Source organism: Ancylomarina sp. YFZ004 (genome assembly GCF_054254355.1).
This window is the reverse complement of the sequence record NZ_JBTCHQ010000005.1, coordinates 171,607-197,371: the sequence shown is the minus strand read 5'-3', so window position 1 is coordinate 197,371 and position 25,765 is coordinate 171,607. Positions and strand designations below refer to the sequence as shown.

Below are 25,765 nucleotides of genomic sequence, written 5' to 3'. Positions count from 1 at the left end.
TATTCCATCTAAAAAGAAGCCCTTAAGTTAAAAACTTAAGGGCCTCTCTATAATATCATTATTTGATTCTAATTTTTGCCTCTTTGCATACGTCTACCACCTTCGCCTTTTATTCGACGTAGCAACATGCCTTGAAATTGTTTCTCAGTCAAATGTAAATCTAAAATTTGTTTAGCAGAAAGCACTTTCTTAAACTTATAGTGATACTCTCTTTCCATCTCAGCCTTCTCAACTTTTAGGTCTGCCATTCGATCACTGATCTTGATTAATTCATCATCTGATAAATTTTCAGAATTTCCTTTTAAACTTCTGATCAGTTGTCTGAATTCAAGATGAAAAGCATCTTTCTTTTTACGCATTTCATTATAAAAAGGCCAAAACTGTTGAGCTTCTTCAGGGCTTAATTCCAACTGTTGTGTTATATAAGAAATTTTTTGAGCTTCTATTTTTGCTCTCATCTCAGGTGATTTTTCACCTCTATGTCCTTGTGAGAACACTAGAGAACTATAAAGCATTATAAGGGTTAGAAAACTTATGATTTTGTACATGATAGTTTCTTATTATTAAGACTTATAAATTAGCAAGTAAGATGTCGGTATCAATATCTGAATCCGAAAGGTAATCAATAATGTCATCAGATGTCGCATCCGGCAATTCATCGAAAAATTGAGCATCGATTTCATTTGTTGCAGCTTCAACAGAATCGATATGAGCTTTTGCTTGTAATTCTTCACTACCGAATGAAGCTATTTTATATTCTGGCGAAATAGTACTCGATAAAATTATTCGAGCAGCAAATACCAAAACAAAAACACTGGCTGCCATCCACATATAGGGCTTAAGTTGAACAATTAGAGATCTCTTCTCTTCTTCTTGCTCAAATTTATTCTCCTCTTGCTTGATTTTCTCTTGTATCTGCGCTCCCAAATTATCAAAGTAATTTTCTGGAACTTTATATGGATTATCTTTTTGCATATGACAATGATTTATTCTGAATTCATTAAAACCTCATCGCTTATTGGACTGGTTTTAAAACCAATGGTTTAATTAGACCTCTCTAGAAATTAAAAAACGCTCAATTTTCTTTACCGCATGATGATAAGAAGCCTTCAAAGCTCCAACTGAAGTCTGAAGTATACGTGAAATCTCTTCGTATTTCATTTCGTCGAAATATTTCATATTAAAAACCAAGCGTTGTTTTTCTGGTAACAGCACAATGGCTTTTTGTAATTCTAATTGAGCTGTATCTCCATCAAAGTAGGGATCGCTTTCCAAACTTGCCAAAAGCAGTTCTTCTAATTCTCCATTGCCTGAGCCAAAATATTTGCGTTGTTTGTCCTTTAAAAAACTCAATGATTCATTTGTTGCAATACGATACATCCATGTAAATAGCTGTGATTGCGAATGAAAATTCCCAAGTCCCTTCCATATCTTTACGCAGGTATTCTGTAACACATCATCCGTATCGTCATGTGAAATAACGATTTTTCGAATCTGCCAATACAAGCGTTCCTGATATTTCTTCAGTAAGAGACCAAAAGCTTCTTCTTTGGTAGCCTCATCGCGAAACATCTCTAAAATATCATCGTCTGATTTGTTTATCATCAATTACAACTTTTTAATATCTCCTAAAAGTAAGTATTCCAATAAAGGTGAATAGATCTTTGACGGAAAAAAATCGGTTTGGTTTAATCCGAATTCCAATCTTGACAAAATTAATTAATTAAGTAAGAATAAAGCACAAAAAAATCCGAAGCCTTTCGACTTCGGATTTTAAATATTTAGTAATTGTTACAACTAAGCAAGTAGCGCTTCAATTTCTTTTACAATATTTTCAGCAGTAAAACCAAATTTCTCATCAAGCACATTTGCTGGTGCTGAATAACCAAAATGATCTAAACCAACTGATTTACCATTTGCTCCAACTAATCCTTGAAGCGTTACAGGTAATCCTGCAGTTAATCCTAAAGTAGGAATTCCAGCAGGAAGAACTTCAGCTTGGTACTCTGCTGATTGCTGACGGAATAAACCTTCAGAAATAACAGAAACAACCTGAATATTCAAGTTGCCTTTAGCACGTAAAAGTTCAGCTCCAGCTATAAGAGTTGCAACCTCAGAACCACTAGCTAAAAGAACCACATCAGGAGTTGTAGCAGGCTTCTCAACAATATAACCGCCTTTTTCAGCTTGTAGAGCCTCTTGGTAACGGTTTCCTTTAGAAGGAAGATCCTTAATATTCTGGCGAGACAAAATTAGAGCTGTTGGAGTTTTGGTATTTTCCATAGCCATTTTCCAAGCTACAGAAGCTTCCAAAGCATCAGCAGGACGAAGAGCCAAAAGACTCATCTCACCAGAATGATTTTTAATTTGTTCCATCAAACGAATTTGAGCTTCTTGCTCAATTGGCTGATGAGTTGGTCCATCCTCTCCTACACGGAAAGCATCGTGTGACCAGATATATTTTACAGGAACTTGCATTAAAGCAGACAGACGAACTGCTGGCTTCATATAATCAGAGAATACAAAGAAGGTTGCACAAGCAGCCCAAACACCACCGTGTAATGCAATACCATTACAGATAGATGCCATCGTTAATTCAGCAACACCTGCCTGAAGGAATGCTCCAGAGAAATCGCCTTTTTTAAGAGCCTTTGTATTATTCAAGAAACCATCTGTTTTATCAGAGTTACTTAAGTCAGCTGAAGAAACGATCATATTGTCAACATTCTTAGCCAATTCAGCTAATACAGTTGCAGAGGCAACACGAGTAGCTACACCTGATTTTTGAGCGATTGCTTCGTAATCAATTTCAGGAGCTTCCATTTTGAAGAAACCTTCTAACTTAGCAGCCAATTCTGGATTAGCTTTAGTCCACTCAGCTTGCTCAGCTTTCTTAAGAGCAGCAGCAGCAGTTTTCTTTGCTAAAACTTCTTTATAATAAGCTTCAACTTCAGGGAAAATCTGGAATGGATTTTCAGCGTTTCCACCAAGATTTTCAATTGTTTTAGCTAATGATGCACCAGCAGCTCCCAATGGCTGACCATGAGTCGAAACCATATTCTCAAAACTACATCCATCAATATCAACAGCACCTTTACCCATTAGAGTTTGGCCAATGATAAGTGTTGGACGCTTAGTTTCTTCGTTTGCAGCCTTAAGAGCAGCACGAATAGCACTTGCATCATTACCTTTAATAGTAATAACATGCCATCCCCATGCTTCGTATTTCTTAGCTGTATCTTCGCAAGTTACTTCTTCAACCTTAGTTGATAATTGAATATTATTTGAATCATAGAACATGATCAAATTATTCAATCCCAATGTACCAGCAATACGACCAGCACCTTGAGCAATCTCTTCCTGGATACCACCATCAGAGATAAAAGTATAAGTTTTGTGAGCCATCCACTCGCCGAAACGAGCAACAAGAAAACGTTCAGTAATAGCAGCACCAACTGCCATTGTATGTCCTTGTCCTAATGGGCCTGATGTATTCTCAACACCTCTTGTTTGATCAACCTCAGGGTGACCTGGTGTTACACTACCCCATTGTCTGAAATTTTTCAAATCATCCATGCTGTAATTGCCTGTCAGACTTAAAATAGAATACAACATTGGTGACATATGACCTGGGTCAAGAAAGAAACGATCGCGATTCGCCCATTTCATGTCGGTTGGGTCGAAATTTAAGAATTCCGAGAAGAGTACATTTACAAAATCAGCTCCACCCATAGCACCACCGGGGTGTCCAGATTTTGCTTGTTCAACCATAGCAGCTGATAAGATTCGAATATTATCCGATGCCATATCAGTTACCGATAATTCCACTTGTTTGTCCATTTCTTTTGGCTCCATTCTAGTCAAGAGTTTTTAGATGATTAAAAAATCTGGTTCAGATTTTATTTAATGCTCGCAAATATACGAAAATTATCAAGGGAAGGGGTAAATTATTAATTGCTCATTGGAATTAAGAACGAACTTTCAAAAATTCATAATAGAATAGATAGCTAGATTGTTAGCACACAAAATGCGTGGATGTGAAATAGGTAAACAATAGATAATTAAATTAAAGAAGTATTCGAGCATAGATTTACAATCGAACAGCCATAGAACTTCCTGAAGTTATTATAAACGAACGTTTTTTAGTGTAATGTGACATTCGCACTGTTTTGCTTCTAAAAACTAAGTGATAATTACCTGGTTGCAGCGTTAGAGTTTTTCGGAGTTCTCTACTATCAAGAGCACACACCCACTCCATTTTACCGTCAATTTTAATGAATAAATCACAAGGTCCGTAAGTTGGTTTAAAAATAGTCACCAAACCAGGCCGTGGAACTTCAATCACAGTTGTTTCAGAAGCTTTGATTTGTACATCATCAATTTTGATACGTGGCAAAGTTAATAGCTCCAAATCATAATTTCCAATCAAGTATTTCTGAGAATAATCAATCGCCTGTACATTTATAGTTTCAACATCTTTCTTAACTATACAACTTAGATTTTTCAATAGGCTAGTACGTTGTGAGGTAATCCTCAATTTCCCCTGCACAGCTCTAAAACCAACTACAGAATGTTTCCCATGTTCAATTCGAACACTATCCGCATGTAATTTTGGAAGAGTATGAATCGTAATATCATAAGGAATTAGTGGATCAAGAAAAAGCGTATCTGGTAAACCCATCGAATTCATAGTATGCATATACTGATAACGCAATTTCCCTGTCGTATGATTATAGAAAGTCATTGGCACATTACTCTCTGTAGGCTTATCATTCTCATCCAATAAATTAACTTGCATTGACGTTTTATCAAGAACCTGAGATATCACATAATTCAAAGTTCCTCCAAAATTCCTCTCTTTATTAACTTCTAGAAATTCGCCTACACATTCAAAATTCTTCTGGAACCTCCTATCCAAGCCAATTCCTATAATAAAGGGCTCAAGAATAATGCCTTTTCTCTGCAGATCTTCAGAAACGGCACAGGGATCACCATCACATGCTTCAACACCATCAGTAATTAAAATAACAATATTCCGTACCAATTCCTTCGATTCTGGAAAATCTGTTGCAGCCTTAGAAAGGGCATAAGCTATAGGCGTAGTTCCTCTTGCATTCAAATACCTAAGAGTTTGACGAATTACACCAGCATTATCATGGGAAAAAGGAACCTCTAACTTTGTATCTTCACAATCTTGAGGAGGGAATGAACTCTGATGCCCATACACTCTAAGGGCCATTTCAACATTACTTTCAAGCTCCAAGCTATCAATCATCTCAATTAGAAAATCTCGAGCTACATTCATTTTTGTCGATTTCTCCCATCTCCCATTCATACTCTGAGAAGCATCGAAAATGAACAATATTCGCGTCTTCTCTTTTACTGTTTCTATCTTTTGAGGAAAAGCTTGAACAGTAATAATACTTAGAAGTAAAAAGAAACAATATTTTAGTAATCTTTTCAAATTGCAGTGTATTGATAAAAAGTCATACTACTTATAAAAATAAGAGTTATCTGATAATTTTAAAAGCCAAGCTTATTTTCTCTCTCAATATAATGAAAATTATATAGATGTTACAATTGTAAGCTTGTTCAATAAAAAACAGCACATAATAAGAGCTTATATGCAAGAAATATCTGTAGATTTATTGATCCTTTTTAAATACGTTATTATTAAATAGATTAATGATCAAAAAAACCCTTTATATCTCTGCGGCACTCATACTGCTTTTATTAGCAATTAAGTACGCGACCAATGATAAATCTTGGGTTATTAAGTTCTATGTTGGTAATGGTGAAATTCAAAGTAGAACCTTGATTTATATAAAAGGAGATAATATGAAAATTGTCACAAATAATAGAACTTACCTTTACAACTACGACTCCAAAACGATCAATTTCGTTAATCAAAAAGAAAGTTCTTTCTGGTCAGGGAAAGTGAGCAATTTTAGAAAAGCGGTGACAGAGTTCAAAATGCAGAATGACAATGATTTTCTAATCAATGATGTTTCTTTTTTAAGGAATCTAAATTCAATTGATAAAAACCATTTTGAAGAAATGACAAGCCGTAGAATTGGAAAGAATCCTCTAATTCCTGATTATAGTATATACAATAATTTCAATATCAAAAGCACTCCAAACTTTACTTCAATAGATGATTATGCGGTCCGTAAATACGAAGTCATAAATGAAGGAAAAGTAATGGAGGAAATATGGATTGCTGAGAACATCCTTTCCCATATGGGGTGGAATACAAATCACTTCAAAGACTTCTTAGAGGCTTTCATTTTTCATTCTGGAATTGCGCCTTATTTTAATTTGAACTCTTATATGAAAGTTCGAAAAAATGGTCTTCCTATGAAAGTTGTTATTTTCCATAATGATGGGGAAACAGTAATAACGATGGATCATGCATCAAGAACAAAACTTACCAAAGAAGCGTTCTCTATTCCTGATAATTTCAAACTGACACCTATCAATCAAATGTTAAAGTATAATTAAAAAAGACGGCTTAAAGCTTAGTTCCTGAAGACTTTTCATTTTGCCTTTGAGTTGTTTGAATCCAATTCTCAATTACAGTTAAACTATCAAATGCCCGCAAGTACATAAGTTGCGCTGCAATATCCTGAGTTCCTCGAAATAATAGCATAGCCATTCTAATCTTTTCCCTGGCCTCCAACAGTTCCTTAAGATCCTTTTTACTGGAGAATTCCTGACTTTTTAAAATCACTCGTGCGTATCTATAATACTCAATTGCTCGATTAAATTTATTTGAAGAATTTGTTTTATAAATTTCATCAGCCCGTTTTAAATTTCGCTCCTTAACACTTAATTTACTGTAAGTTTTAAGACTATCTTCATAACTATAATATGTCTTTTGCTTGATTAGATAATCGTTAATCATATCATCTCCCATATTAAAGACATAAATAGGGACTGGTGTCTCTAAAAATTGCCACATAGGAACTAATGGCAGATGAGACAAAATAAATTCTTGTGGTTTAACCATGTAAAACTCGTTTGTACTACTCTTTATACCCGTATGTTCAAAACTCGCATAGGCCCAAGTTAAATCAAAAAAACGCCACTCATTATTTACCTTCACAGCATTCCATGAATGTGTCGCTCTATCTTGAAAAGCTCCTTTTTTAGATATATAGCCACCAATAGTATAAGCTTCAATTCCCGATTGCTGACAAAAAAATTGAAAAAGCTTTGAAAATCCTTCACATACGGCTTTGCTTTTCTTTAAAACAGATACTGGAGATACAGAATTATTAGACCCCATATAAAATAACAAATTCTTATCAAAAAGGAGTTCTACTTGATTTTCATATTTGATATTGGTGATAATCCACATATAAAAAGCTCTTATTCTTTCTTCATCATCAACTCCAATAGAATCTAGATAGTGATGCAGATGAATAATATTATTGGATAGACTGTCTGGCATTCTTTTAACCTGACGATCAACAACTCCATATCTCCCAAAAGTTGGTTTCTGAGCTTTTGTAGGTATTAAAGTTCCTAGTAGGAAGATGATAAAGACAATAAACTTTATATAATTATGAGTTGCCATATTCTAAAGCTAATAAATTATACAGATTAAGTCATATATATCAATCGTCTCTGCAAGTATCTAACAATTATTAATTAGAATAATCTCAAAATTGGCACATCGGAATTTTAAATGTACTTTTGCACAGATTTTTTGAAACTCAGCTAATTAATAAATAAAATATAACATGGCATTACAGTGTGGAATCGTAGGATTACCTAATGTTGGTAAATCCACTTTATTTAATTGTTTGTCGAATGCAAAAGCACAGTCGGCTAATTTCCCTTTTTGTACTATTGAGCCTAATATAGGTGTGATTACGATACCTGATGACCGTTTGATCAGATTAACAGAATTGGTACAGCCACAAAAGATTCAGCCTTCAGTCATGGAGATTGTTGATATTGCTGGTTTGGTTAAAGGTGCTAGTAAAGGTGAAGGTTTAGGGAATAAATTCTTGACAAATATTCGTGAAACAAACGCAATTATTCACGTATTACGTTGTTTCGAAGATGGTAATATTGTACACGTTGATGGTTCTGTTGATCCGATTCGCGACAAAGAGACCATTGATATGGAATTGCAACTTAAGGATCTTGAAACTGTAGAAGCTAGACTTCAGAAAGCTGCTAAAATTGCCAAAGTTGGTAAAAATCCAGAAGCAAAACGCCTTGCTGAAGTATTAGAACGTTATAGAGAAGTATTGAACCAAGGGAAATCTGCGCGTGTTGTGGAACTAACCGAAGCTGAAGAACTTGTAACCAGTGATCTTCACTTATTAACTACAAAACCTGTATTATACGTTTGTAATGTTGATGAAGCATCAGTTACAAATGGTAATGCTTATGTTGAAGCGGTTAAAGAAGCTGTAAAGGACGAAAATGCAGAAGTTCTAATCGTTGGTGCTGGTATTGAAGCTGATATTGCTGAACTGGAGTCATACGAAGAAAAACAAATGTTTCTTGAAGACCTTGGTCTTGAAGAGCCAGGTGTTAATAAATTGATTAAGGCTGCATTTACTCTTCTTGAACTAGAAACTTATTTCACAGCAGGGGTTAAAGAAGTTAGATCATGGACTTACCCTAAAGGTTCTAAAGCGCCTCAAGCTGCAGGTGTTATTCACACTGATTTCGAAAAAGGATTTATTCGTGCTGAAGTTATCAAATACGCGGATTTCTCAAACTTAGGATCAGAAGCTGCTTGTAAAGAAGCTGGTAAAATGAATGTAGAAGGTAAAGAATATGTGGTACAGGATGGTGATATCATGCACTTCCGTTTCAATGTATAATTGATCACATTCAAAAATATTTCAAGGCTGTCCCACAAGACAGCCTTTTATTATGACTTCAATTCTGATCTAAAATTCTAATTAATTTCAGCTTAACTTGTTAATATTTCTATCTTTGTTCAAGTATCTATATAATCACAGATTATGCTTCGAACACTTTTACTTATTGGATTAGGCGGTTTCTTAGGCAGTATTTCTAGATTTTTAATTGCATTAGGCTTGAATCGTATTTTCCAATCAGTTTTACCAATTGGAACTCTCGCAGTCAATATTTTAGGCTGCTTATTTATTGGAATCATCTATTCTCTTGCAGAACACAAAAACATTCTAAGTCCAGAGCTTAGAATATTTCTTGGAGTAGGTTTCTGCGGTGGATTTACAACCTATTCTTCCTTTGCTTTTGACAAGCTTAGTTTGATAAAAACAGGTGATTTTCTCATGTTATCTGTTTATGTAGGTGCTAGTGTCTTTTTAGGATTAATTGCCGTTTATTTAGGTAGTCAAATCCATAAACTATTTTAATTTTTTTTCATCCATTCTCCATAGAGCATTCTAAAGTATGAATATCAAATATACCTTCTTAGGATTTCTTCTTATCATCAGTAGCTTTTTAAAAGTAAGTGCCCAAGCTGATTCCTCAAACTCACCTTCCAATCAGCCAAAGCTTATTGTTGGTATAGTTATCGATCATTTACGAAGCGATTATTTCAATAAATATTCACATCTGTTTTCTAACGGTGGGTTCAATAAAATAATGAAAAATGGAGCCTTTAGCTCCAACACCCAATACAACTACCAATATTCACAAACTGGAGTTGATCATGCCACTATATATACAGGAACACCACCTACTTATCATGGTATAATTTCTCACGCTTGGTTCGATAGAATTTCTGAGAGTTCTGAAGCATCAACCTATGATAAAAAATATAGAAAACTAGGTATCACTGATACGATTGCATCTAAATCGCCACATAAACTTCTTGCCCCTACTCTAGGTGATATCATGAAGTTAAACAATCCCAACTCGAGAGTCATTGGCGTTTCTCTGAACAATGAATCTGCTATTTTTTCTGCAGGTCATTCGGCAGATGCAGCCTACTGGTTAGATGGCGTTCAAGGCAAATTCATCAGCTCTTCGTATTATCAGGATACCCTATTTAATTGGGTAAATAATTTCAATGCAACCGACTTACCTAATAAATACCTTGATAAACCTTGGGTGCCTAAGACTTTAGAAGATAATGGAAGTTCTACGGATATTATCAAAGCAAAACTGAAATTGACGGATCACTTTTATTACGACCTAAAGAAGGAGAAAAAGAAGATCGGGTATCATGCTTTAAAGAATTATCCAGCAGGTAACCTATTAATTAAAGACTTTGCGGCAACAACTATCATTAACGAAAACTTGGGTAAGGATGACGATTGTGATTTAATTACCATCAATTTTTCTTGCTTGGGAAACAATCACCGTAAATATTCACCTTACTCCCCTGAGATGCTCGACTGTATTACAAGGCTCGATCAAAACATTGCGGACTTAATTACTTTTTTGGATGAGCAAGTTGGAATGGAAAATGTATTACTATTTGTAACTGGTGATCAAGCAGCTGGTTTCTTACCTTCTGATCTCGAAAAACAACATATACCACATGGTTACTTCAGCTCTTATAACGCTGTTGCCTTATTAAAATCATACTTTAACGTGACTTATGGTGCTGGACAGTGGATATCAGGATACGATTCTCAACAAATATTTCTAAATCGTAAGCTCATTGAAGATAAGAAACTAGTTATAGAAGATGTGCAGATAAAAGCAGCAAAATTTCTAGTCCAATTTTCAGGCGTATCAAAAGCAATTCCTGCTCACAATTTTATTGAAACCAACTACAGTCATGGGGTTATGAATAAAATCCAACGTTCTTTCAATCATAAAAGATCAGGTGATATTATCATTACCTTGGAACCAGGATGGGTCAATCAGATAAAAGATGAAAGAGACCTTGTTGCCCAGTATAGTCAATCGAGAAGAGTGCCCTTGTTTTTATATGGATGGAAAATTAAGAATCAAGAGTTGAAACAACAACTCGACATTGAGGATATTGTTCCGACTTTATCCACATTCTTGAAAATTTCACCCCCTTCTGGCTGTATGGGAAATCCAATTAGAGGATTAGTTGATTAGTTTCTTGTTTGGCAACACCAAACCATTAAGTAAGAATCAAACGCTTGATATTGAAAATTGAACTTCTTAGAAAAATCAGTACGAATCACTTCTCCTGAAAAGGTAGATTGATTCGGCTGGAAAGGATGTATTTTTAATTCATCAATCAAAAGCACATCCTTTTTTCCATATAGTTTTATCAAACACTCTTTAGCGCACCAATGCTGGTAAATATGAAGTTGCTTTTCATTTTCTGAAATAGATGACATTTCACTTTCACTCATAAACCTCTTAGTAATTCGATACACTCTATCTGATAGATATTCTATATCTAGAGCCAAGTCGTGATTTTTTCCAAGCATCACACCGACATACTCCTTACTGTGAGAGATACTGATATCAAAATCAGAATTTATAAGCAAAGGTTTACCATGTTCATTGTTTTCTATTAAAACATCATCTCCAAGAAGCTTTTGCAACAAAATACGAGTCGTTATAAATTCCTTTTTACGGGACAGACTCCCAAAGCCTTCAATGCGTGCCTGCTCTGCTTTACTCAAACAAACTTGTTCGAGCAAGTCTTCAAGTTCTTCGGTAATCTTCCAAAGAACTAACTGACAAGTTTCATTTAATTGAATGTGTTTTACTAAAGGCATATGATTTTTCCTAAAAGAATGATATTACAGGATTTATTTCCACTTTAAACTTTCCATCAAGTGTACGATATCTTTATCGATATATTGAATGACTGGAGCCAATGAATCTGGATTGGGATGATTATTGAAATAAAGCGATCCTCTTAGGAAGTGTTTCAAACTATCTGTAGCAATAAATTGGATAGAAGATGCAGCATTTCCTTGTATACGATAAACCAGACCATATATATTTCTCTGCTCATCGATATAGTTAGTTCCATCAATAGCATCAGCCTTTATAGCATGCTTATAAACTAACCTATGAGAATCTTCAAGGTATTGCTCAAGATTTTCACTTACTTCCTTATAACTTAAATGCAGAGTTGCATTATAAATTGGATACTCAACGTTCAGCCAATATTTCTCTGCAAGTCGACTCTTGTCTTTTACAACTTGTGCACCCTTTAAATACTCAAAGCTAAAAGGGTAATCCTGATTCCAATCTTGATATTTTTTTTCAGGAAAGTCAATTCGAAAATAGCCGCGAGGTTTTGGCATCGCTTTTTCTCTACACGACATTGGTAGACATGCAAAAACAACGAAAAGCATCAAAATTATAATCCGGGAATGCCTAAGCATATGAAATCAGGTTTAAATTAATAGAGCTGCAATGTGCATAAATTTCAATGAAACTAGCACATGCAGACAGCACAATTCAGGGAAACAGCCTTAGATTTAGGCATTATCACTTCTTTTGAGGCAGCTTAAAACGAATTTTCTTGATTCTTCTATTATCAACAGCCTCAATAACAAACTCAAAACCATGATATTTAAACACTTCTTTTTTATGAGGGATCTCCCCCTTCATCTCAAGAATCAATCCTGCTAAAGTATCAGCATCTCCCTTTACTTCATCGAAGACATCATCGTCAATATCAATCAATTTAAAAAAGTCATTCAATAAGGTTTTTCCTTCAAACAGATATGAACCATCGTCTTCAATGGAATAGAAATCTTGCTGATCATCATGCTCATCTGTAATATCACCAACTATTTCTTCGAGTATATCTTCTAAACTAATTAAACCAGAAGTCCCCCCATATTCATCGACCACAATAGCCATATGGTTCTTCTTGGTTTGAAACTCTTCCAGTAGATCGCTTATCTTTTTAGTCTCGGGAACAAAATAGGGTGGGCGAATTATAGATTGCCATCTAAATGTATTGGGCTTATGGTGATGAGGTAATAAATCTTTCACATATAGAATCCCACGTACATTATCAAAAGCACCTTCGTAAACTGGGATTCGTGAAAAACCAGATTCAATAATGACTGATTTAAGCTTACTAAAGCTAGTCTGAATATCAACGGCAATAATATCAACACGAGCCTTCATGATTTCGTCGACATTGATGTTTCCAAATTTGACGATTCCTTCCAGAATTTCCATCTCTTCTGTAATTTCGTTAGCAGTTAATTCAAGTGCCTGCGAAAGATCATCCATTGAGATGTTCTGTTTTTTAGAAATCCGCTTATTAACTACAGATGTAGACATTATTAAGATTGTTCCTAATGGACGAAAGACTTTTTCTAAAAATATAAGTGGCAAGGCCATATATCTTGAAAAACGAAGTGCAAACTGAGCCGCATACACTTTAGGTATAATCTCACCAAACAAGAGTAGCAAGAAGGTAACGACAACAACCTGAACAATAAATCCTATTGCTGGAGCTTGACTAAAATCTAACAAGGAAGACGTGATGTAAGTCGAAAGAATTACAATTGCAATATTCACAAAATTATTAGCAATTAGAATTGTAGCCAATAACTTCTCTGGCATTCTTAAAAGCTTAAGTAGCTTTTTATTTTTACTTGTTTGTGCATCTTCAATCTCTCTAAAATTTTGGGGAGAAAGAGAAAACACGGCCACCTCTGAACCAGAGATCAAAGCGGAAAAAAATAACAAAAGTACCATTGCGCATATTTCAGCAATGATACTTAAGCTTATAGGTTTAAAAACAATATCAAAATTGTTTAATATCAGTAACAAATCGTTGGTTTCCAACATTTAAAATTCTAGTTCAACAATGTTTTAGAAAGGTAAATCGTCCGTTTCTTCTTCAGCTGTATTGGTAACAGCAGACTGAGGTTTAGCGGTTTCTTCAACTGAAGCTCCGTCACCTTCAGAACGACGACCTAACATTTGAAAATTATCCGCAAAAATTTCAGTCGTATAACGCTTCTTTCCATCTTGATCTTCCCAAGTACGGGTTCTTATACGACCTTCAACGTAAAGTTGAGCACCCTTTTTCACGTATTTCTCAGCAATTTCCGCCAATTTACGCCACATTACAATACTGTGCCACTCAGTTTGAGTCACCTTTTCCTCATTACGAGTATAAGATTCACTAGTCGCTAAACGAATATTACAAACAGCTACACCATTATCAAGGTATTTAACTTCTGGGTCTGCTCCTACATTCCCAACCAAAATTACTTTATTTACTGACATATCTTCTTATTTTTTAGTTAACAACAATAAAGTTATAAACTTTTTAGCTAGATAAAAATATTTTTATTCACATAAATATTATTCCCTTGCTAAATGCATCTCGATCGGCTTAGGCATCGGATAATCCCTAGCAACTTCTTTATCAACTGCTATGAAAGATGAAAACGTCTCAAAGGCGTCATCATCAACTTGAATGTGAACAAACTCGATGTGCAAATTCTGATGACTCAACTTATGCACTTTAGTGACCAATTGATTCGTCACATTTACCCTTACATCCTTTAATAAGGAATGCCATGATTCTGACTTGATCAAATCTACTAAATCTATTTTATTATCAAGTTCAATTAAAGGAAATTCAAAAAGTTTTCTCCAAATATCATATTCACCTCTCTGCTGCAATAAAAAGCGTTCATTATTATATATATACAAGTAGTAGAAATATCGATCTGTCACTTTCACCTTTTTCTTCTTCACGGGAAAGGCATCCTGCTGCTTATTTATATAGGCAAAACATTGAACATTTAATGGACAGACTTCACAATCTGGATTTTTAGCTACACATTGTAATGCACCAAACTCAATAATTGCCTGATTATAGATATGTGGTGGAGCCTCTGCCATAAGTTCATCAGCTAGAGCCTGGAATACTTTCTTACCTTTGGGTGAGTTTGTTGATTCTGATACACCAAATAAACGAGACAAAACTCGATATACATTCCCATCGACAGCAGCGTGTGGTAAATGGAATGCAAATGCTGCAATGGCCGAAGCTGTATAAACGCCAATTCCTTTTAATTTAATAATCTCATCAAACGAATCTGGGAACACCCCATTATAATGCTCTACAACAGACTGTGCAGCTTGATGCAAATTTCGAGCACGGGAATAATAACCAAGACCTTGCCAATGGTTCAAGACCTCCTGTTCATCTGCTAATGCTAAAGCATTAATTGTAGGAAAACTAGATATAAAACGATGATAATAGTCTACAACTGTAACGACTTGAGTTTGTTGTAACATGATTTCAGAAATCCAAATTCTGTACGGATCTGAAGTATTTCGCCACGGTAAATCACGCTTATTGAACTCATACCAGTTTATAATTTTGCTATTCGGCATAGACATAGATTGTTACGCATTTTTTTTTTTTTATATTTTCACACAAAAATAGTGCTTTCGATTTCTTTAATAAAGAGAAATCATATATATTTGCAGTCTGATTTTGAGAAAAAACTGTTGTATATAATTGATAATTAAAGAATTTTTAAGAGATGACTAAAGCAGATATTGTTAACGAGATTTCTAAGAACACGGGAATTGAGAAAATTACAGTACAAAAAACTGTTGAGGCCTTCATGGATACTATCAAAGGTTCACTTGTTAAAGGTAAAAACGTGTATTTGAGAGGTTTCGGAAGTTTTATCGTTAAGAAAAGAGCAGAGAAAACTGCAAGAAACATTTCTAAAAACACAACTATTATTATTCCTGAGCACTTTATCCCGTCATTTAAACCGGCGAAGACTTTCGTAAGTAAAGTAAAAACAAACGTAAAGTAGTCTCAGACTTTAAAAACAAATTTTAATATATTTAAGTTATGCCAAGCGGAAAAAAGAGAAAAAGACATAAGATGGCTACGCACAAGCGTAAAAAGAGATTAAGAAAAAATCGTCATAAGAAAAAATAATTCTTATCACGCTTATTAGTAAGAGTATAATGTATAAACCTAAAGAACTTTTTAGTACTTTAGGTTTATCTATTTGTAAGAGTTAATTATTTTTTGAATTAATATAGGAGCTTCCAAGTGAGTAATGAACTTGTAATTGATGTACAACCAAACGAAATTGTGATTGCTTTGCTTGACAACAAGCAATTGGTAGAAGTTTCCAAGGAAAAGAGCAATGTGCAATTTGCAGTAGGCGATATTTATCTAGGTAAAGTGAAAAAAATCATGCCTGGTTTAAATGCTGCTTTTGTTGATGTAGGGTATGAAAAGGATGCTTTCCTTCATTATCTTGACTTAGGGCATCAATTCCTTACATTAAATAAATTCTTGCAACAAGCCATTGCCCGTAAAGGTAAAGGCATGTCCATTTCGAAAATGAAATTGGAGCCAGATATCGATAAGAATGGAAAAATTACCGATGTCTTAAAATCTGGACAATACATTCTTGTTCAGGTTGCAAAAGAACCTATTTCAACCAAAGGCCCTCGTTTATGTTCCGAAATTTCACTTGCCGGACGTAATATCGTGTTAATGCCTTTTTCTGATAAAGTTTCCATTTCTCAGAAATTAAAGTCTACCGAAGAAAAAAGTCGTCTGAAACAGTTATTACAAAGCATTAAGCCTAAGAACTATGGGATTATTGTACGTACTGTTGCTGAAGGGAAACGTGTTGCTGAACTCGACAAAGAGCTTCGTGGATTGATTGAACGTTGGGAAGAATCATTCCTAAACATTCGCGACATCACCCCTCCTAGTTTGGTATTAGGAGAGATGAATCGTACCACTGCTATTCTTCGTGATATTCTAAATTCATCATTCGAGAATATTTATGTGAACGATGCTAGTGCTGCTGCTGATATCAAACAATATATCGCTAGTATTGCACCTGAGAAAGAAAAAATTGTAAAGTTTGTTCAAGGTGAACTTCCAATTTTTGATCAATTAGGCATCGACAAACAAATCAAATCTTCTTTCGGGAAAACAGTATCATTTAAGAGTGGTGCTTATCTTATAATAGAACACACCGAAGCATTCCATGTTATCGATGTGAACTCAGGGAATCGTTCTAAAGCTGGAAACGATCAGGAAACCAATGCGCTTGAAGTCAATATAGCAGCAGCTGAAGAGTGTGCTCGACAATTACGTCTTCGCGACATGGGTGGTATTATCGTTGTCGATTTTATCGATATGCACTCAGCAGAAAACCGTCATAAGCTTTTCGAGAAGATGAAAGAAATGATGAGTAAAGATCGTACCAAGCATAACATTCTTCCTTTAAGTAAGTTTGGCTTGATGCAAATCACTCGTCAGCGTGTTCGTCCAGAAATGAATGTAGCTGTTCAAGAGAAATGCCCTACTTGCCAAGGTACTGGCGAAATTTCACCTACTGTATTACTTACTGATCAAATCGAAGATCAATTAGCAAGCCTAATTGAAAAAACGACTGAGAAGAAAATAACACTTAAGGTCCATCCTTTTGTTGCAGCTTACATTAATCAAGGTTTTATTAAAACATTGCGACGCAAATGGCAATCAACTTATAAAATCAAATTGATTATAAAGGCAATTCCATCATACGATTTAATGATGTATCGTTTTAGCGATCAAGATAATCGTAGAATAAAATAATATTCCATTTAAAGGAATTAAAAAATATACAAAAAAGGTCAATGAATTTATTCATTGACCTTTTTTTGGTAATGAAAACTGATCTCTAAGATCCTAATGCTTATTGTGGCCATTGGTGGACCTTTGGTTTTGAGTTATACCTTTTTTGTATACAAAACCTTTAGAGGTAAAGTTAAAATTGATGAGACTAGTTATTAGAAGGTCTGAAAGTCAAAAAGATAAAGGGGGAAAGAATAAATGGGTTTTTCATTTACTTTACTTTCGCCTTTATACTTGATTTAAACTTTAGAAACCTGTATCCTGGAATATAAAAAGAGCTGTAATCCATTAGGGTTACAGCTCTTTTCATTATATAACAAACTATTAGTTAATGCTTATCTCTTCAGTTTTCTGAACCGATGAGATAATGAAGAACCCTAAAGCATCATCATCTAGAGTGCTTCCTCCTATGCGCTTAATATTGCTTCTTAATGGAGCTGGAGGAGGAGAAAATTGTGTTCCTTCATTATCACGCTGTTCTTCTGCCAAACGAAGGAAATCATAAACCCCTTTTGCAATAACATGCTGCTTTATAAAATATTTTTCACCCAGAAAGGCTGCTTGATCAAACTGCGTTTCTGATTCTTCTACAGAAGTGTAAACATTACTTCCAAAAAGTAAATCTGAATAAGAGTATGAATAATTCATCTCTATTGGATTATTAGGATCACTCCAATCTGTATATGCATCAACTTTAAACAGCTGCCAGCAAAAATAATAATTCCCCTCTTCAGAATATTTAGGCTCAAAATTGATATAATAACCTTCATCCTCATCATTGAAGTCATCAGCTTCCTTGTATTCAACAAAGATTTGAGGAGCGTATGGGTAATCTATAACCATTTGAGAAGTTGACTCGTATTCTTTTCCATCCACTGTTTTAACATACAAGGTATAGGAGGTATTCGCTTCTAAATTTTTTCGTATTTCGTAGCGACCCTTTTTCTCATCAGCTACTTCTTTTCCCAAATTTGGGTCGTAAACCAATGGTACTACATAAGTCATAGAGAAATTATTTCCCTTATTATCCTTCAAAATAACCTCAGCATCTTTTACAACAGGATAATCCTGCGTCTCGAAATAAGCGATGGATTGGGTTAGACGTACCGTATGAAGTCGTTCAGAATTACCTTCTCCAGGTTCACTGTTCAACCAGCCATCTACTACAAGTTTTGAACCAACCGAAGGGAGATCCAATTCAATTTGTTTTTCACATCCCATCAAGATGATAAAAGCAAGCAAGATTATATATTTAAATTTAGTATGCATTTTTTCAATCTTCATTAGTTATGACTAAAAGCTAAAATTATAAGTGATGGTTGGAACAGGTTTACCAATAACAGCAAATTGCCAGGCTTCAGTCCCATTACCTTTTTGACTACCAGCCCAATTGTTTTCACTCTCTTTAAAATAAACCGAATAGGCATTCTGTCTGCTATAAAGATTGGTGATTCCAAAATTCCAACTGCCCTGCCATTTCTGGTTTGGCTTCTTCTGTTTACACATATAGGTAAATGATAAATCCAGTCGATGGTAAGCCGATATACGCGCGCCATTGCGATTGATGTAATGCGCATAAGTGTTATTCTGAAATTCATATTTCCCGTAAGGGTAAGTAGCTGGTCGTCCACTCATCAAAATGAAGTTAGTAGCAACAGACCATCTTTTATTCAAATCATAATTAGCAACGATTTTAAGGTCATGTGTTTTATCGTAATCAGCAGGAAAATAATCGCCATTATTAATCAATGTTGTTGGATAAATCTCTCCCGTCGCATTATTCATTAAACCATCCACTTTCTTCTCAGTTCTCGACAGCGTATAAGCAATCCATCCCGTCAAACGTCCTTCCTTTTTTCTAACACTAAACTCAAGCCCATAAGCTCTACCCTGCGCATTGAGCAATTCGGTTTCAATGGTATTATTCAGCATCAGATGAGCACCATATTTATACTCAACCAAATCATGAAATTTCTTGTAATAAGCTTCAATTGAAGTTTCAAACATATTGTTTCCAAGATTGTGAAAATAGCCCAGAGCGATCTGATCGACCTTGGCAGGTTTAATGTGTTTTCCAGTTGGAACCCATATATCAAGAGGTGTAGGAGCCGTCGTATTTGAAATGCGGTGCAGATACTGACAGGTTCTGTTATAACTGGCTTTTACCGAATTGACATCGCTAAAGGCATACTTTATCGCCAAACGAGGTTCAAGGTTGAAATAGTTCTTTACAATCTCATTTTTGCCATACTTCTTCGAATCCGTTATACTTGCTTTATCTTTTGGGATTCCACTTTTATATGTATTCACCGTTTGTTCACCCAGACTTGTAAAATTTGAAAGTCTTAAGCCATACTGCAAAGTCAGACGACTACCAATATTCTGTTCCAAGCCAGCATAAGCTGCTGATTCAAGACCATAGCCCTTCTCCAATTTATTAGACTCAATTATGGATCCCTTTACAGGCTTTAATTCTCCTGGATTAAAGATGTAATAAGTACTACCAAAACCAAATTTGAATTTCAAATCGGGATTAGGGAAATATGAAAAATCAGCCTTAAGATTCATATTTTTGATACTGGAAATCCACTCGAAACCTAAACTCCCCTCAGGTACACTTATGGAGTAATCGAAATTACTATAGATTGCTGTGAAATTTGAAAAAAGTTTTTTATTGAAAAGATGATTCCAACGGATGGTTCCAGTTGTATTTCCCCAATGAGAATCAAATTGCTTACCAAATTTAAACACATCGTTACCGAAATAACCCGAGATAAAAAGGCGGTTATTATCGTTGAATTTATGATTGATCTTCGCATTTAAATCATAGAAATAAACAGTGTTATCCTTCATCTTAGGATTCATACGGAGTAATACATCGGCATATGAACGTCTACCCGCAACCATAAAGGATGTTCTATCTTTCTTTATGGGACCCTCAAGAGTCAATCGACTACTAACAATACCAATCCCACCACTTCCTGAAAAACGTTTACTATTACCCTCTTTCTGACGTACATCCAATACTGAAGACAAGCGTCCCCCATATTGAGCGGGAATACCTCCTTTATACAATTGGAAATCCTTAACGGCATCACCATTAAAAACTGAGAAAAAACCAAACAAGTGAGATGAGTTAAAAACAGGAGCTTCATCCAGGAGAATCAAATTCTGATCGGTTCCACCACCTCGAACATTAAAACCAGTACTACCTTCACCAACCGATGTCACACCTGGTAACATCTGCAAAGTTTTTATAATATCAACTTCACCCAGAAAATGAGGCAGCTTTTTTACGATACTTACCGGTAAACGTTCAACACTCATCTGTACTGAAGATACATTCTGATCCTTTTTGGCAGCCGTAACAGTCACATCATTCAGTTCAATGCCATCAACATGCAACTCAAGATTCACTGTGACGTTTTTACTCAAGTCTATTTCCTTAGGAACAGGCGTGTAACCAATAAAGCTAAACAGAACCTTATATTTACCCGGTGCTAGAGATAGAGAGAAAAATCCATATTCGTTAGTTGCTGTCCCCACCATAAGATCGGGTATACTTACCGTAGCTCCAATAAGAGCTTCACCATTAGATCCGTCTTTGATGTATCCACTTAGTGTTTGTTTTTCCTGTGCCCATAATTCACCACCAACAAATCCTGAGAATAGGAAAAGTAGTAGTGTTAAGCAAATAGTCTTCTTCATAAATTGATTATCGATAATATTTTGGGATTCTAAATGTAATGACATCTCAGAAATAGATAACACGTACCCTAAGAATTAAAAAATATCAAGATTTTTTTCGATTGTGTGATACAAGCATTGTGTTTTGCGTTTCTTAAATACACCATTTTAAAATCAATATCAAGTTTGCGCAGATAGGGATTACTTCAAATACAAATCGATATTACTTGATACTCGTCCCTGGTTACAAAAAAGGCCGTCCACAAGGACGGCCTTTAATTATATAGTAGAATAAGAAGTTGGCTTAGTTTAAACCACCTTCGAATTTTCCAGCTGCAAGAAATGCAATTGCTGCTTCGATATCCTTATACATCACTCTATCCTTATCATTGAAAGAAACAGCAGTTCTGAATTCCTCAAGGAAAGACTCCAAGAATGGAGATGATTTTCCTGGACGACGTAAATCAACTGCCTGAGCTGCATTCATCAACTCAATAGCGAAAATACGTTCAATATTATCAGCAACCAATAAAGTCTTAGTAGCTGCGTTTCCACCCATACTCACGTGATCTTCCTGCTCGTTTGACGAAGGAATAGAATCAACTGAACATGGAGTACACAATTGCTTATTTTGACTTACGATAGAAGCTGCTGCGTACTGAGGGATCATAAATCCTGAATTCAATCCTGAATCAGAAATCAAGAACTCAGGAAGATCTCTATCACCAGAAATCAAACGGTAAGTTCTACGTTCAGAAATACTACCTAGTTCAGCTAAAGCAATACAAAGGAAATCAAGTACCAAAGCTAATGGCTGTCCGTGGAAGTTACCACCAGACAAGATCATATCTTCGTCGATAAAGATTGTTGGGTTATCAGTTACTGAATTGATTTCAGTTTCAACAACACTTGCTACATAGTTAATGGCATCTTTCGAAGCACCATGAACCTGAGGCATACAACGGAATGAGTATGGATCCTGAATATTCTTCTTCTCCTTTTCAATAAACTCACTACCTTCTAAAAGGCTGCGAATGTTACGAGCTGTTTCAATTTGACCGTTATGTGGACGAGCATCGTGAATTGGAGCCAAGAAAGGATCGATTCTTCCATCGTAACCTTCCAATGAAATAGCACCAATGATATCAGAATACTTCACCAATTTGAATGACTTAAGCAAGGCATAAACAGCATGAGCACTCATAAACTGAGTTCCATTCAATAAAGCCAAACCTTCTTTAGCGCCTAATTTGATAGGCTCCCAACCAAACATCTTTAAAACCTCGTCTGCTGGACGGATTTCATCTTCGTAAATCACTTCACCTTCACCAAATAACGGTAAGAATAGGTTAGCTAGAGGAGCCAAATCACCCGATGCACCAAGAGACCCTAAGTGACGAACAACAGGTAATACATCGCTGTTATACATATCGATGATACGCTGAACAGTTTCAATTTGAACACCTGATTTACCCAATGATAAAGCGTGAGCCTTAAGTAAAAGCATCAAACGGATTACATCCTCAGGAATAACGTTACCCAAGCTACAAGCATGAGACATTACAAGGTTAGATTGAAGTTGACTTAGATCTTCTTCAGGAATAGAAATCTTACAAAGAGATCCGAAACCAGTAGTGATACCATAGATAGGCTTATCTGCTTTCGCAATAGTTGCATCAAGATAGGCTTTACAGTCAAGAATCAATTTCTTTGATTCTTCAGAAAGCTCAAGTTTATATCCTTTTTCAAGGATTTCTTCAAGTTTAGAGAACGTTAATTTCTCTGGGCTAATAAAATGTGTATTAGACATGTCGTGTGTTTATTTAGTATTTTTTGTGTTAAATGTATTTTAATAGCAATGAATCAATACGCTGTATCAATCCACCAGATTACAATAATGAGACGCATCTCATTATCGAATCTCAAAAGCACAAGAATTCAAGGGCAACGAATGTCGCCACCAAAACTTTCAGCTGCTCTATTTTGTAATAATTTTAATGTCATTTAATTCTAAATATTTTTATCATACCCATAAGGATATACGACTTTAATCTAATTGAATTTGGATGCGCAAGCTAAGCTAATTTTTCGATTAGAGCTTCAGGAGTGAGCTTTATCTGGTCACCAGTTTCCATATCTTTTAGGCTCAATAAGCCTTCTTCCATTTCCGTTTCACCAACCATAATCACAAAAGGAATATGCTTATCATTAGCATAATTCATTTGCTTCTTCATTTTTTGATTATCAGGGAAGATCTCAGCTTTAACCCCGTTGGCTCTTAATTTTGCTAAAATTGGCAAGCAATATTTTTCTTCTTTCTCACCAAAGTTCACAAACATCACCTTAGTCGTATTCACTGTATCAGCAGGGAATTTGTTCATTTCTTCAAGCACATCGTAAATACGATCGGCACCAAATGAAATACCAACACCCGAAACATCTTTCAAACCGAAAATACCAGTTAAGTCGTCGTAACGACCACCACCTGTAATACTTCCGAATTCCATATCTTTCGACTTCACTTCGAATATAGCACCCGTATAATAATTTAAACCACGAGCAAGCGTTAAGTCCAACTCAACTTCAGTAGTAACATCCAAATCGGCTAAGTAATTGAAAACAATTTCCAATTCTTCTATCCCTTTCATTCCAACCTCAGATGCAGAAAGAACTTCTTTCAACTGAGCGAGTTTCTCAGGATTTGTACCCGATAAAAGAATAATAGGCTGTAGTGTATCAATTGATTCTTGAGGAATACCTTTCTCAAACATTTCCTTATTCACATTCTCCAAGCCTATTTTATCTAGCTTATCAATGGCGACAGTGATATCGATAATTCTATCTGCCTCACCAATAATCTCAGCAATACCAGCTAGAACCTTACGATTGTTTAATTTCACAAGTACATTTAGCTTTAAACGCTTATATACTTCGTCAACAATCTGAATCAATTCAACCTCATTCAAAAGAGAATTGCTACCAACCACATCAACATCGCACTGATAGAATTCGCGGTAACGTCCCTTTTGTGGACGATCGGCTCTCCAAACGGGCTGAATTTGGTAACGCTTAAATGGGAAAGTTATATCGTTGCGGTGCTGTACAACGTAACGTGCAAATGGCACAGTTAAATCATAACGCAAGCCTTTTTCACTAATTTTAGTGGTTAATTTTGCCGAGTTACGAGCATCAAGCACTTCTGGTCTAACTTTAGAAATAAAATCTCCTGAGTTTAGAACCTTAAATAACAACTTGTCTCCTTCTTCGCCATACTTACCCATTAGGGTCGACAAATTTTCCATCGATGGTGTTTCGATGGGCATAAAACCATACAGTTGAAACACCTCTTTAATGGTATCGAATATATAATTTCGCTTCACCATTTCAACAGGTGAGAAATCTCTCGTTCCCTTAGGGATTGATGGTTTTTGAGCCATTTCTTTTCTTTTAATTGGTTAATTAGTTCATTTCTTTGAATTGAGATCTCAGCTTTCCACTCCTTTTCAACTTCACAATACCCGTAAAAGCCTTATATATTGATGAGTTCACTCATTTGATCATCTCTTCAAATTGTGATACAAAAATATCAAATATTTTCAGAGTTCCCACCCTTTATATAAAAGCTATATCACGAGAGTTTGAAGCAAAAAAAAGTATCAGAAAACTGATACTCTATTATATTGAATTAAGAACGATTCACTCGCCTAAATATATTGGCAAAAAAGTCGAGCAACATACCTAATATTAAGGGATAAAACCATGCTTTCGATTCAAGCCCCATCAGTAGTATAACCGAACAGATAAACAAAACATTAACTGTTGTTTTGGTGTACTCGAACAAACCCCAGTTACGGATGTCTTGCTTTATAAGTAAATACAACTGAATACATGCATAAGTTAGTAAGCCGACTGAAATAATAATATTGCCGTATGAAAATTGATTGTATAAGCGATAACCGCCAATAAGAATTAAAGCCAATCCGATAAAATAGATCAGCTTGTAAATTGAAAAAGATGACATAAATAGTGATGTGTTGATATGTTAATGTGACGCTTACTGAGCGTAAACGAGTATGATGTGAAAATTAATAACATCAGCGCTAATCTCCGTTATCTGTGGGAATTATCAATAGCCAAAGTAAACTTACAGAGCTGCCGAAGCATTATTGAATAAACTTAATCGTCATGGGATATTCAAATTCTTCATCGTTTAACGTTTTAACGACAGCTAAAATGACAAAAATTAATTGTAAAAGACCCAGTATTACAAGAAACAAAATACCAACAAGCACAAATATTAGAAAACCAGCAATTAGCATATACAGCGTAAAAGAAATCTGGAAATTCAAAGCCTTTTTTCCTTCACGATCAACCAAAGCAGAACTATCCTTTCTCATGCTCCATAAAATAAGAGGCACGATGATATTTCCCAATGGGATAAAATAGGCCAAGCCACCTAGATGGCAAAACATCGCCCAATTTCTTTCTTCGTGTGGCGTTCTAAAGTACGTCATGCTTTTTTGT

General features: G+C 35.3%; 23 protein-coding genes. 6 read left to right on the top strand and 17 right to left on the bottom strand.

All coding sequences use genetic code 11. From position 1 onward, the window contains the following. Positions 1-68: 68 nt before the first annotated feature. The 5 genes from ACXR6G_RS10485 to ACXR6G_RS10465 all read right to left on the bottom strand — a co-directional run bounded on the left by ACXR6G_RS10485 (position 69) and on the right by ACXR6G_RS10465 (position 5,464). On the bottom strand, positions 69-548 hold the full coding sequence (locus ACXR6G_RS10485) for a hypothetical protein (RefSeq protein ID WP_458361377.1): 480 nt from the start codon (positions 546-548) through the stop codon (positions 69-71). A gap of 22 nt (positions 549-570) precedes the next feature. Beyond that, positions 571-975, bottom strand: a complete 405-nt coding sequence (locus ACXR6G_RS10480; protein WP_458361376.1) for a hypothetical protein — start codon at positions 973-975, stop codon at positions 571-573. Between the two features lie 72 nt (positions 976-1,047). Then, on the bottom strand, positions 1,048-1,605 hold the full coding sequence (locus tag ACXR6G_RS10475) for an RNA polymerase sigma factor (protein WP_458361375.1): 558 nt from the start codon (positions 1,603-1,605) through the stop codon (positions 1,048-1,050). Between the two features lie 192 nt (positions 1,606-1,797). Next, positions 1,798-3,855: a transketolase family protein gene (locus tag ACXR6G_RS10470; RefSeq protein ID WP_458361374.1), complete on the bottom strand. Its 2,058-nt coding sequence runs from the start codon at positions 3,853-3,855 to the stop codon at positions 1,798-1,800. Positions 3,856-4,090: 235 nt separating this feature from the next. Beyond that, the gene (locus tag ACXR6G_RS10465; protein ID WP_458361373.1) at positions 4,091-5,464 is read right to left on the bottom strand and encodes a vWA domain-containing protein; all 1,374 of its coding nucleotides are present in this window, start codon (positions 5,462-5,464) and stop codon (positions 4,091-4,093) included. 221 nt (positions 5,465-5,685) lie between these two features. Here ACXR6G_RS10465 and ACXR6G_RS10460 point away from each other — a divergent pair, with 221 nt between their 5' ends. After that, positions 5,686-6,501 (top strand): hypothetical protein, encoded by an 816-nt coding sequence (locus ACXR6G_RS10460; RefSeq protein ID WP_458361372.1) that lies wholly within the window; start codon positions 5,686-5,688, stop codon positions 6,499-6,501. Positions 6,502-6,511: 10 nt separating this feature from the next. On the opposite strand, the gene ACXR6G_RS10455 is transcribed toward ACXR6G_RS10460, so the two are convergent. Next, the gene (locus ACXR6G_RS10455; RefSeq protein ID WP_458361371.1) at positions 6,512-7,579 is read right to left on the bottom strand and encodes a transglutaminase domain-containing protein; all 1,068 of its coding nucleotides are present in this window, start codon (positions 7,577-7,579) and stop codon (positions 6,512-6,514) included. Between the two features lie 166 nt (positions 7,580-7,745). On the opposite strand from ACXR6G_RS10455, the gene ychF reads away from it, so the two are divergent. The 3 genes from ychF (at position 7,746) to ACXR6G_RS10440 (ending at position 11,034) form a co-directional block, all read left to right on the top strand. Beyond that, a complete protein-coding gene (gene ychF / locus ACXR6G_RS10450) occupies positions 7,746-8,846 on the top strand; it encodes a redox-regulated ATPase YchF (protein ID WP_458361370.1) in 1,101 nt (366 codons plus the stop codon). Between the two features lie 144 nt (positions 8,847-8,990). Beyond that, positions 8,991-9,368, top strand: a complete 378-nt coding sequence (gene crcB, locus ACXR6G_RS10445; RefSeq protein WP_458361369.1) for a fluoride efflux transporter CrcB — start codon at positions 8,991-8,993, stop codon at positions 9,366-9,368. Between the two features lie 37 nt (positions 9,369-9,405). Further along, positions 9,406-11,034 carry an alkaline phosphatase family protein gene (locus ACXR6G_RS10440; RefSeq protein WP_458361368.1) on the top strand — a complete coding sequence of 543 codons (1,629 nt, stop codon included), beginning with the start codon at positions 9,406-9,408 and terminating at the stop codon, positions 11,032-11,034. On the opposite strand, the gene ACXR6G_RS10435 is transcribed toward ACXR6G_RS10440, so the two are convergent. From ACXR6G_RS10435 to mutY, 5 genes are all read right to left on the bottom strand, one after another. Next, positions 11,031-11,669, bottom strand: coding sequence for a 4'-phosphopantetheinyl transferase family protein (locus ACXR6G_RS10435; protein WP_458361367.1), 639 nt, complete (start codon positions 11,667-11,669; stop codon positions 11,031-11,033). The genes ACXR6G_RS10440 and ACXR6G_RS10435 overlap by 4 nt on opposite strands. 33 nt (positions 11,670-11,702) lie before the next feature. Then, positions 11,703-12,257, bottom strand: coding sequence for a gliding motility lipoprotein GldD (gldD, locus tag ACXR6G_RS10430; protein WP_458361452.1), 555 nt, complete (start codon positions 12,255-12,257; stop codon positions 11,703-11,705). A gap of 136 nt (positions 12,258-12,393) precedes the next feature. After that, a complete protein-coding gene (gldE, locus tag ACXR6G_RS10425; RefSeq protein WP_458361366.1) occupies positions 12,394-13,716 on the bottom strand; it encodes a gliding motility-associated protein GldE in 1,323 nt (440 codons plus the stop codon). Between the two features lie 24 nt (positions 13,717-13,740). Next, a complete protein-coding gene (locus tag ACXR6G_RS10420) occupies positions 13,741-14,160 on the bottom strand; it encodes a single-stranded DNA-binding protein (RefSeq protein WP_458361365.1) in 420 nt (139 codons plus the stop codon). A 78-nt stretch (positions 14,161-14,238) separates the two neighbouring features. Next, positions 14,239-15,282 (bottom strand): A/G-specific adenine glycosylase, encoded by a 1,044-nt coding sequence (gene mutY / locus ACXR6G_RS10415; RefSeq protein WP_458361364.1) that lies wholly within the window; start codon positions 15,280-15,282, stop codon positions 14,239-14,241. Positions 15,283-15,434: 152 nt separating this feature from the next. On the opposite strand from mutY, the gene ACXR6G_RS10410 reads away from it, so the two are divergent. Then, on the top strand, positions 15,435-15,719 hold the full coding sequence (locus ACXR6G_RS10410) for an HU family DNA-binding protein (RefSeq protein WP_125030273.1): 285 nt from the start codon (positions 15,435-15,437) through the stop codon (positions 15,717-15,719). A 245-nt stretch (positions 15,720-15,964) separates the two neighbouring features. Then, the gene (locus ACXR6G_RS10405; protein WP_458361363.1) at positions 15,965-17,515 is read left to right on the top strand and encodes an Rne/Rng family ribonuclease; all 1,551 of its coding nucleotides are present in this window, start codon (positions 15,965-15,967) and stop codon (positions 17,513-17,515) included. Positions 17,516-17,878: 363 nt separating this feature from the next. Here ACXR6G_RS10405 and ACXR6G_RS10400 read toward each other — a convergent pair whose 3' ends face one another. The 6 genes from ACXR6G_RS10400 to ACXR6G_RS10375 form a co-directional block, all read right to left on the bottom strand. Further along, positions 17,879-18,838 (bottom strand): DUF4249 domain-containing protein, encoded by a 960-nt coding sequence (locus ACXR6G_RS10400; protein ID WP_458361362.1) that lies wholly within the window; start codon positions 18,836-18,838, stop codon positions 17,879-17,881. A gap of 9 nt (positions 18,839-18,847) precedes the next feature. Next, positions 18,848-21,262 carry a TonB-dependent receptor gene (locus ACXR6G_RS10395; protein WP_458361361.1) on the bottom strand — a complete coding sequence of 805 codons (2,415 nt, stop codon included), beginning with the start codon at positions 21,260-21,262 and terminating at the stop codon, positions 18,848-18,850. Positions 21,263-21,545: 283 nt separating this feature from the next. Next, on the bottom strand, positions 21,546-23,051 hold the full coding sequence (gene hutH, locus ACXR6G_RS10390) for a histidine ammonia-lyase (RefSeq protein WP_458361360.1): 1,506 nt from the start codon (positions 23,049-23,051) through the stop codon (positions 21,546-21,548). A 265-nt stretch (positions 23,052-23,316) separates the two neighbouring features. After that, the gene (gene hisS / locus ACXR6G_RS10385) at positions 23,317-24,678 is read right to left on the bottom strand and encodes a histidine--tRNA ligase (RefSeq protein ID WP_458361359.1); all 1,362 of its coding nucleotides are present in this window, start codon (positions 24,676-24,678) and stop codon (positions 23,317-23,319) included. 248 nt (positions 24,679-24,926) lie between these two features. Then, complete coding sequence (locus tag ACXR6G_RS10380; RefSeq protein ID WP_458361358.1) at positions 24,927-25,262, bottom strand: hypothetical protein; 336 nt, start codon at positions 25,260-25,262, stop codon at positions 24,927-24,929. Between the two features lie 142 nt (positions 25,263-25,404). Next, on the bottom strand, positions 25,405-25,755 hold the full coding sequence (locus ACXR6G_RS10375; RefSeq protein ID WP_458361357.1) for a DUF4870 domain-containing protein: 351 nt from the start codon (positions 25,753-25,755) through the stop codon (positions 25,405-25,407). Positions 25,756-25,765: the final 10 nt, after the last annotated feature.

What these genes read in the sequence shown, in the direction of transcription:
- ACXR6G_RS10440 (WP_458361368.1), top strand. Translation starts at nt 9,406, where the DNA reads ATGAATATCAAATATACCTTCTTAGGATTTCTTCTTATCATCAGTAGC.
- ACXR6G_RS10380 (WP_458361358.1), bottom strand. Translation starts at nt 25,262, where the DNA reads ATGTCATCTTTTTCAATTTACAAGCTGATCTATTTTATCGGATTGGCT.
- gldE (WP_458361366.1), bottom strand. Translation starts at nt 13,716, where the DNA reads ATGTTGGAAACCAACGATTTGTTACTGATATTAAACAATTTTGATATT.
- gldD (WP_458361452.1), bottom strand. Translation starts at nt 12,257, where the DNA reads ATGCTTTTCGTTGTTTTTGCATGTCTACCAATGTCGTGTAGAGAAAAA.
- ACXR6G_RS10435 (WP_458361367.1), bottom strand. Translation starts at nt 11,669, where the DNA reads ATGCCTTTAGTAAAACACATTCAATTAAATGAAACTTGTCAGTTAGTT.
- crcB (WP_458361369.1), top strand. Translation starts at nt 8,991, where the DNA reads ATGCTTCGAACACTTTTACTTATTGGATTAGGCGGTTTCTTAGGCAGT.
- ACXR6G_RS10470 (WP_458361374.1), bottom strand. Translation starts at nt 3,855, where the DNA reads ATGGAGCCAAAAGAAATGGACAAACAAGTGGAATTATCGGTAACTGAT.
- ACXR6G_RS10480 (WP_458361376.1), bottom strand. Translation starts at nt 975, where the DNA reads ATGCAAAAAGATAATCCATATAAAGTTCCAGAAAATTACTTTGATAAT.
- ACXR6G_RS10460 (WP_458361372.1), top strand. Translation starts at nt 5,686, where the DNA reads ATGATCAAAAAAACCCTTTATATCTCTGCGGCACTCATACTGCTTTTA.
- ACXR6G_RS10395 (WP_458361361.1), bottom strand. Translation starts at nt 21,262, where the DNA reads ATGAAGAAGACTATTTGCTTAACACTACTACTTTTCCTATTCTCAGGA.
- hutH (WP_458361360.1), bottom strand. Translation starts at nt 23,051, where the DNA reads ATGTCTAATACACATTTTATTAGCCCAGAGAAATTAACGTTCTCTAAA.
- mutY (WP_458361364.1), bottom strand. Translation starts at nt 15,282, where the DNA reads ATGCCGAATAGCAAAATTATAAACTGGTATGAGTTCAATAAGCGTGAT.
- ACXR6G_RS10485 (WP_458361377.1), bottom strand. Translation starts at nt 548, where the DNA reads ATGTACAAAATCATAAGTTTTCTAACCCTTATAATGCTTTATAGTTCT.
- ACXR6G_RS10410 (WP_125030273.1), top strand. Translation starts at nt 15,435, where the DNA reads ATGACTAAAGCAGATATTGTTAACGAGATTTCTAAGAACACGGGAATT.
- ychF (WP_458361370.1), top strand. Translation starts at nt 7,746, where the DNA reads ATGGCATTACAGTGTGGAATCGTAGGATTACCTAATGTTGGTAAATCC.
- ACXR6G_RS10455 (WP_458361371.1), bottom strand. Translation starts at nt 7,579, where the DNA reads ATGGCAACTCATAATTATATAAAGTTTATTGTCTTTATCATCTTCCTA.
- ACXR6G_RS10420 (WP_458361365.1), bottom strand. Translation starts at nt 14,160, where the DNA reads ATGTCAGTAAATAAAGTAATTTTGGTTGGGAATGTAGGAGCAGACCCA.
- hisS (WP_458361359.1), bottom strand. Translation starts at nt 24,678, where the DNA reads ATGGCTCAAAAACCATCAATCCCTAAGGGAACGAGAGATTTCTCACCT.
- ACXR6G_RS10375 (WP_458361357.1), bottom strand. Translation starts at nt 25,755, where the DNA reads ATGACGTACTTTAGAACGCCACACGAAGAAAGAAATTGGGCGATGTTT.
- ACXR6G_RS10475 (WP_458361375.1), bottom strand. Translation starts at nt 1,605, where the DNA reads ATGATAAACAAATCAGACGATGATATTTTAGAGATGTTTCGCGATGAG.
- ACXR6G_RS10400 (WP_458361362.1), bottom strand. Translation starts at nt 18,838, where the DNA reads ATGAAGATTGAAAAAATGCATACTAAATTTAAATATATAATCTTGCTT.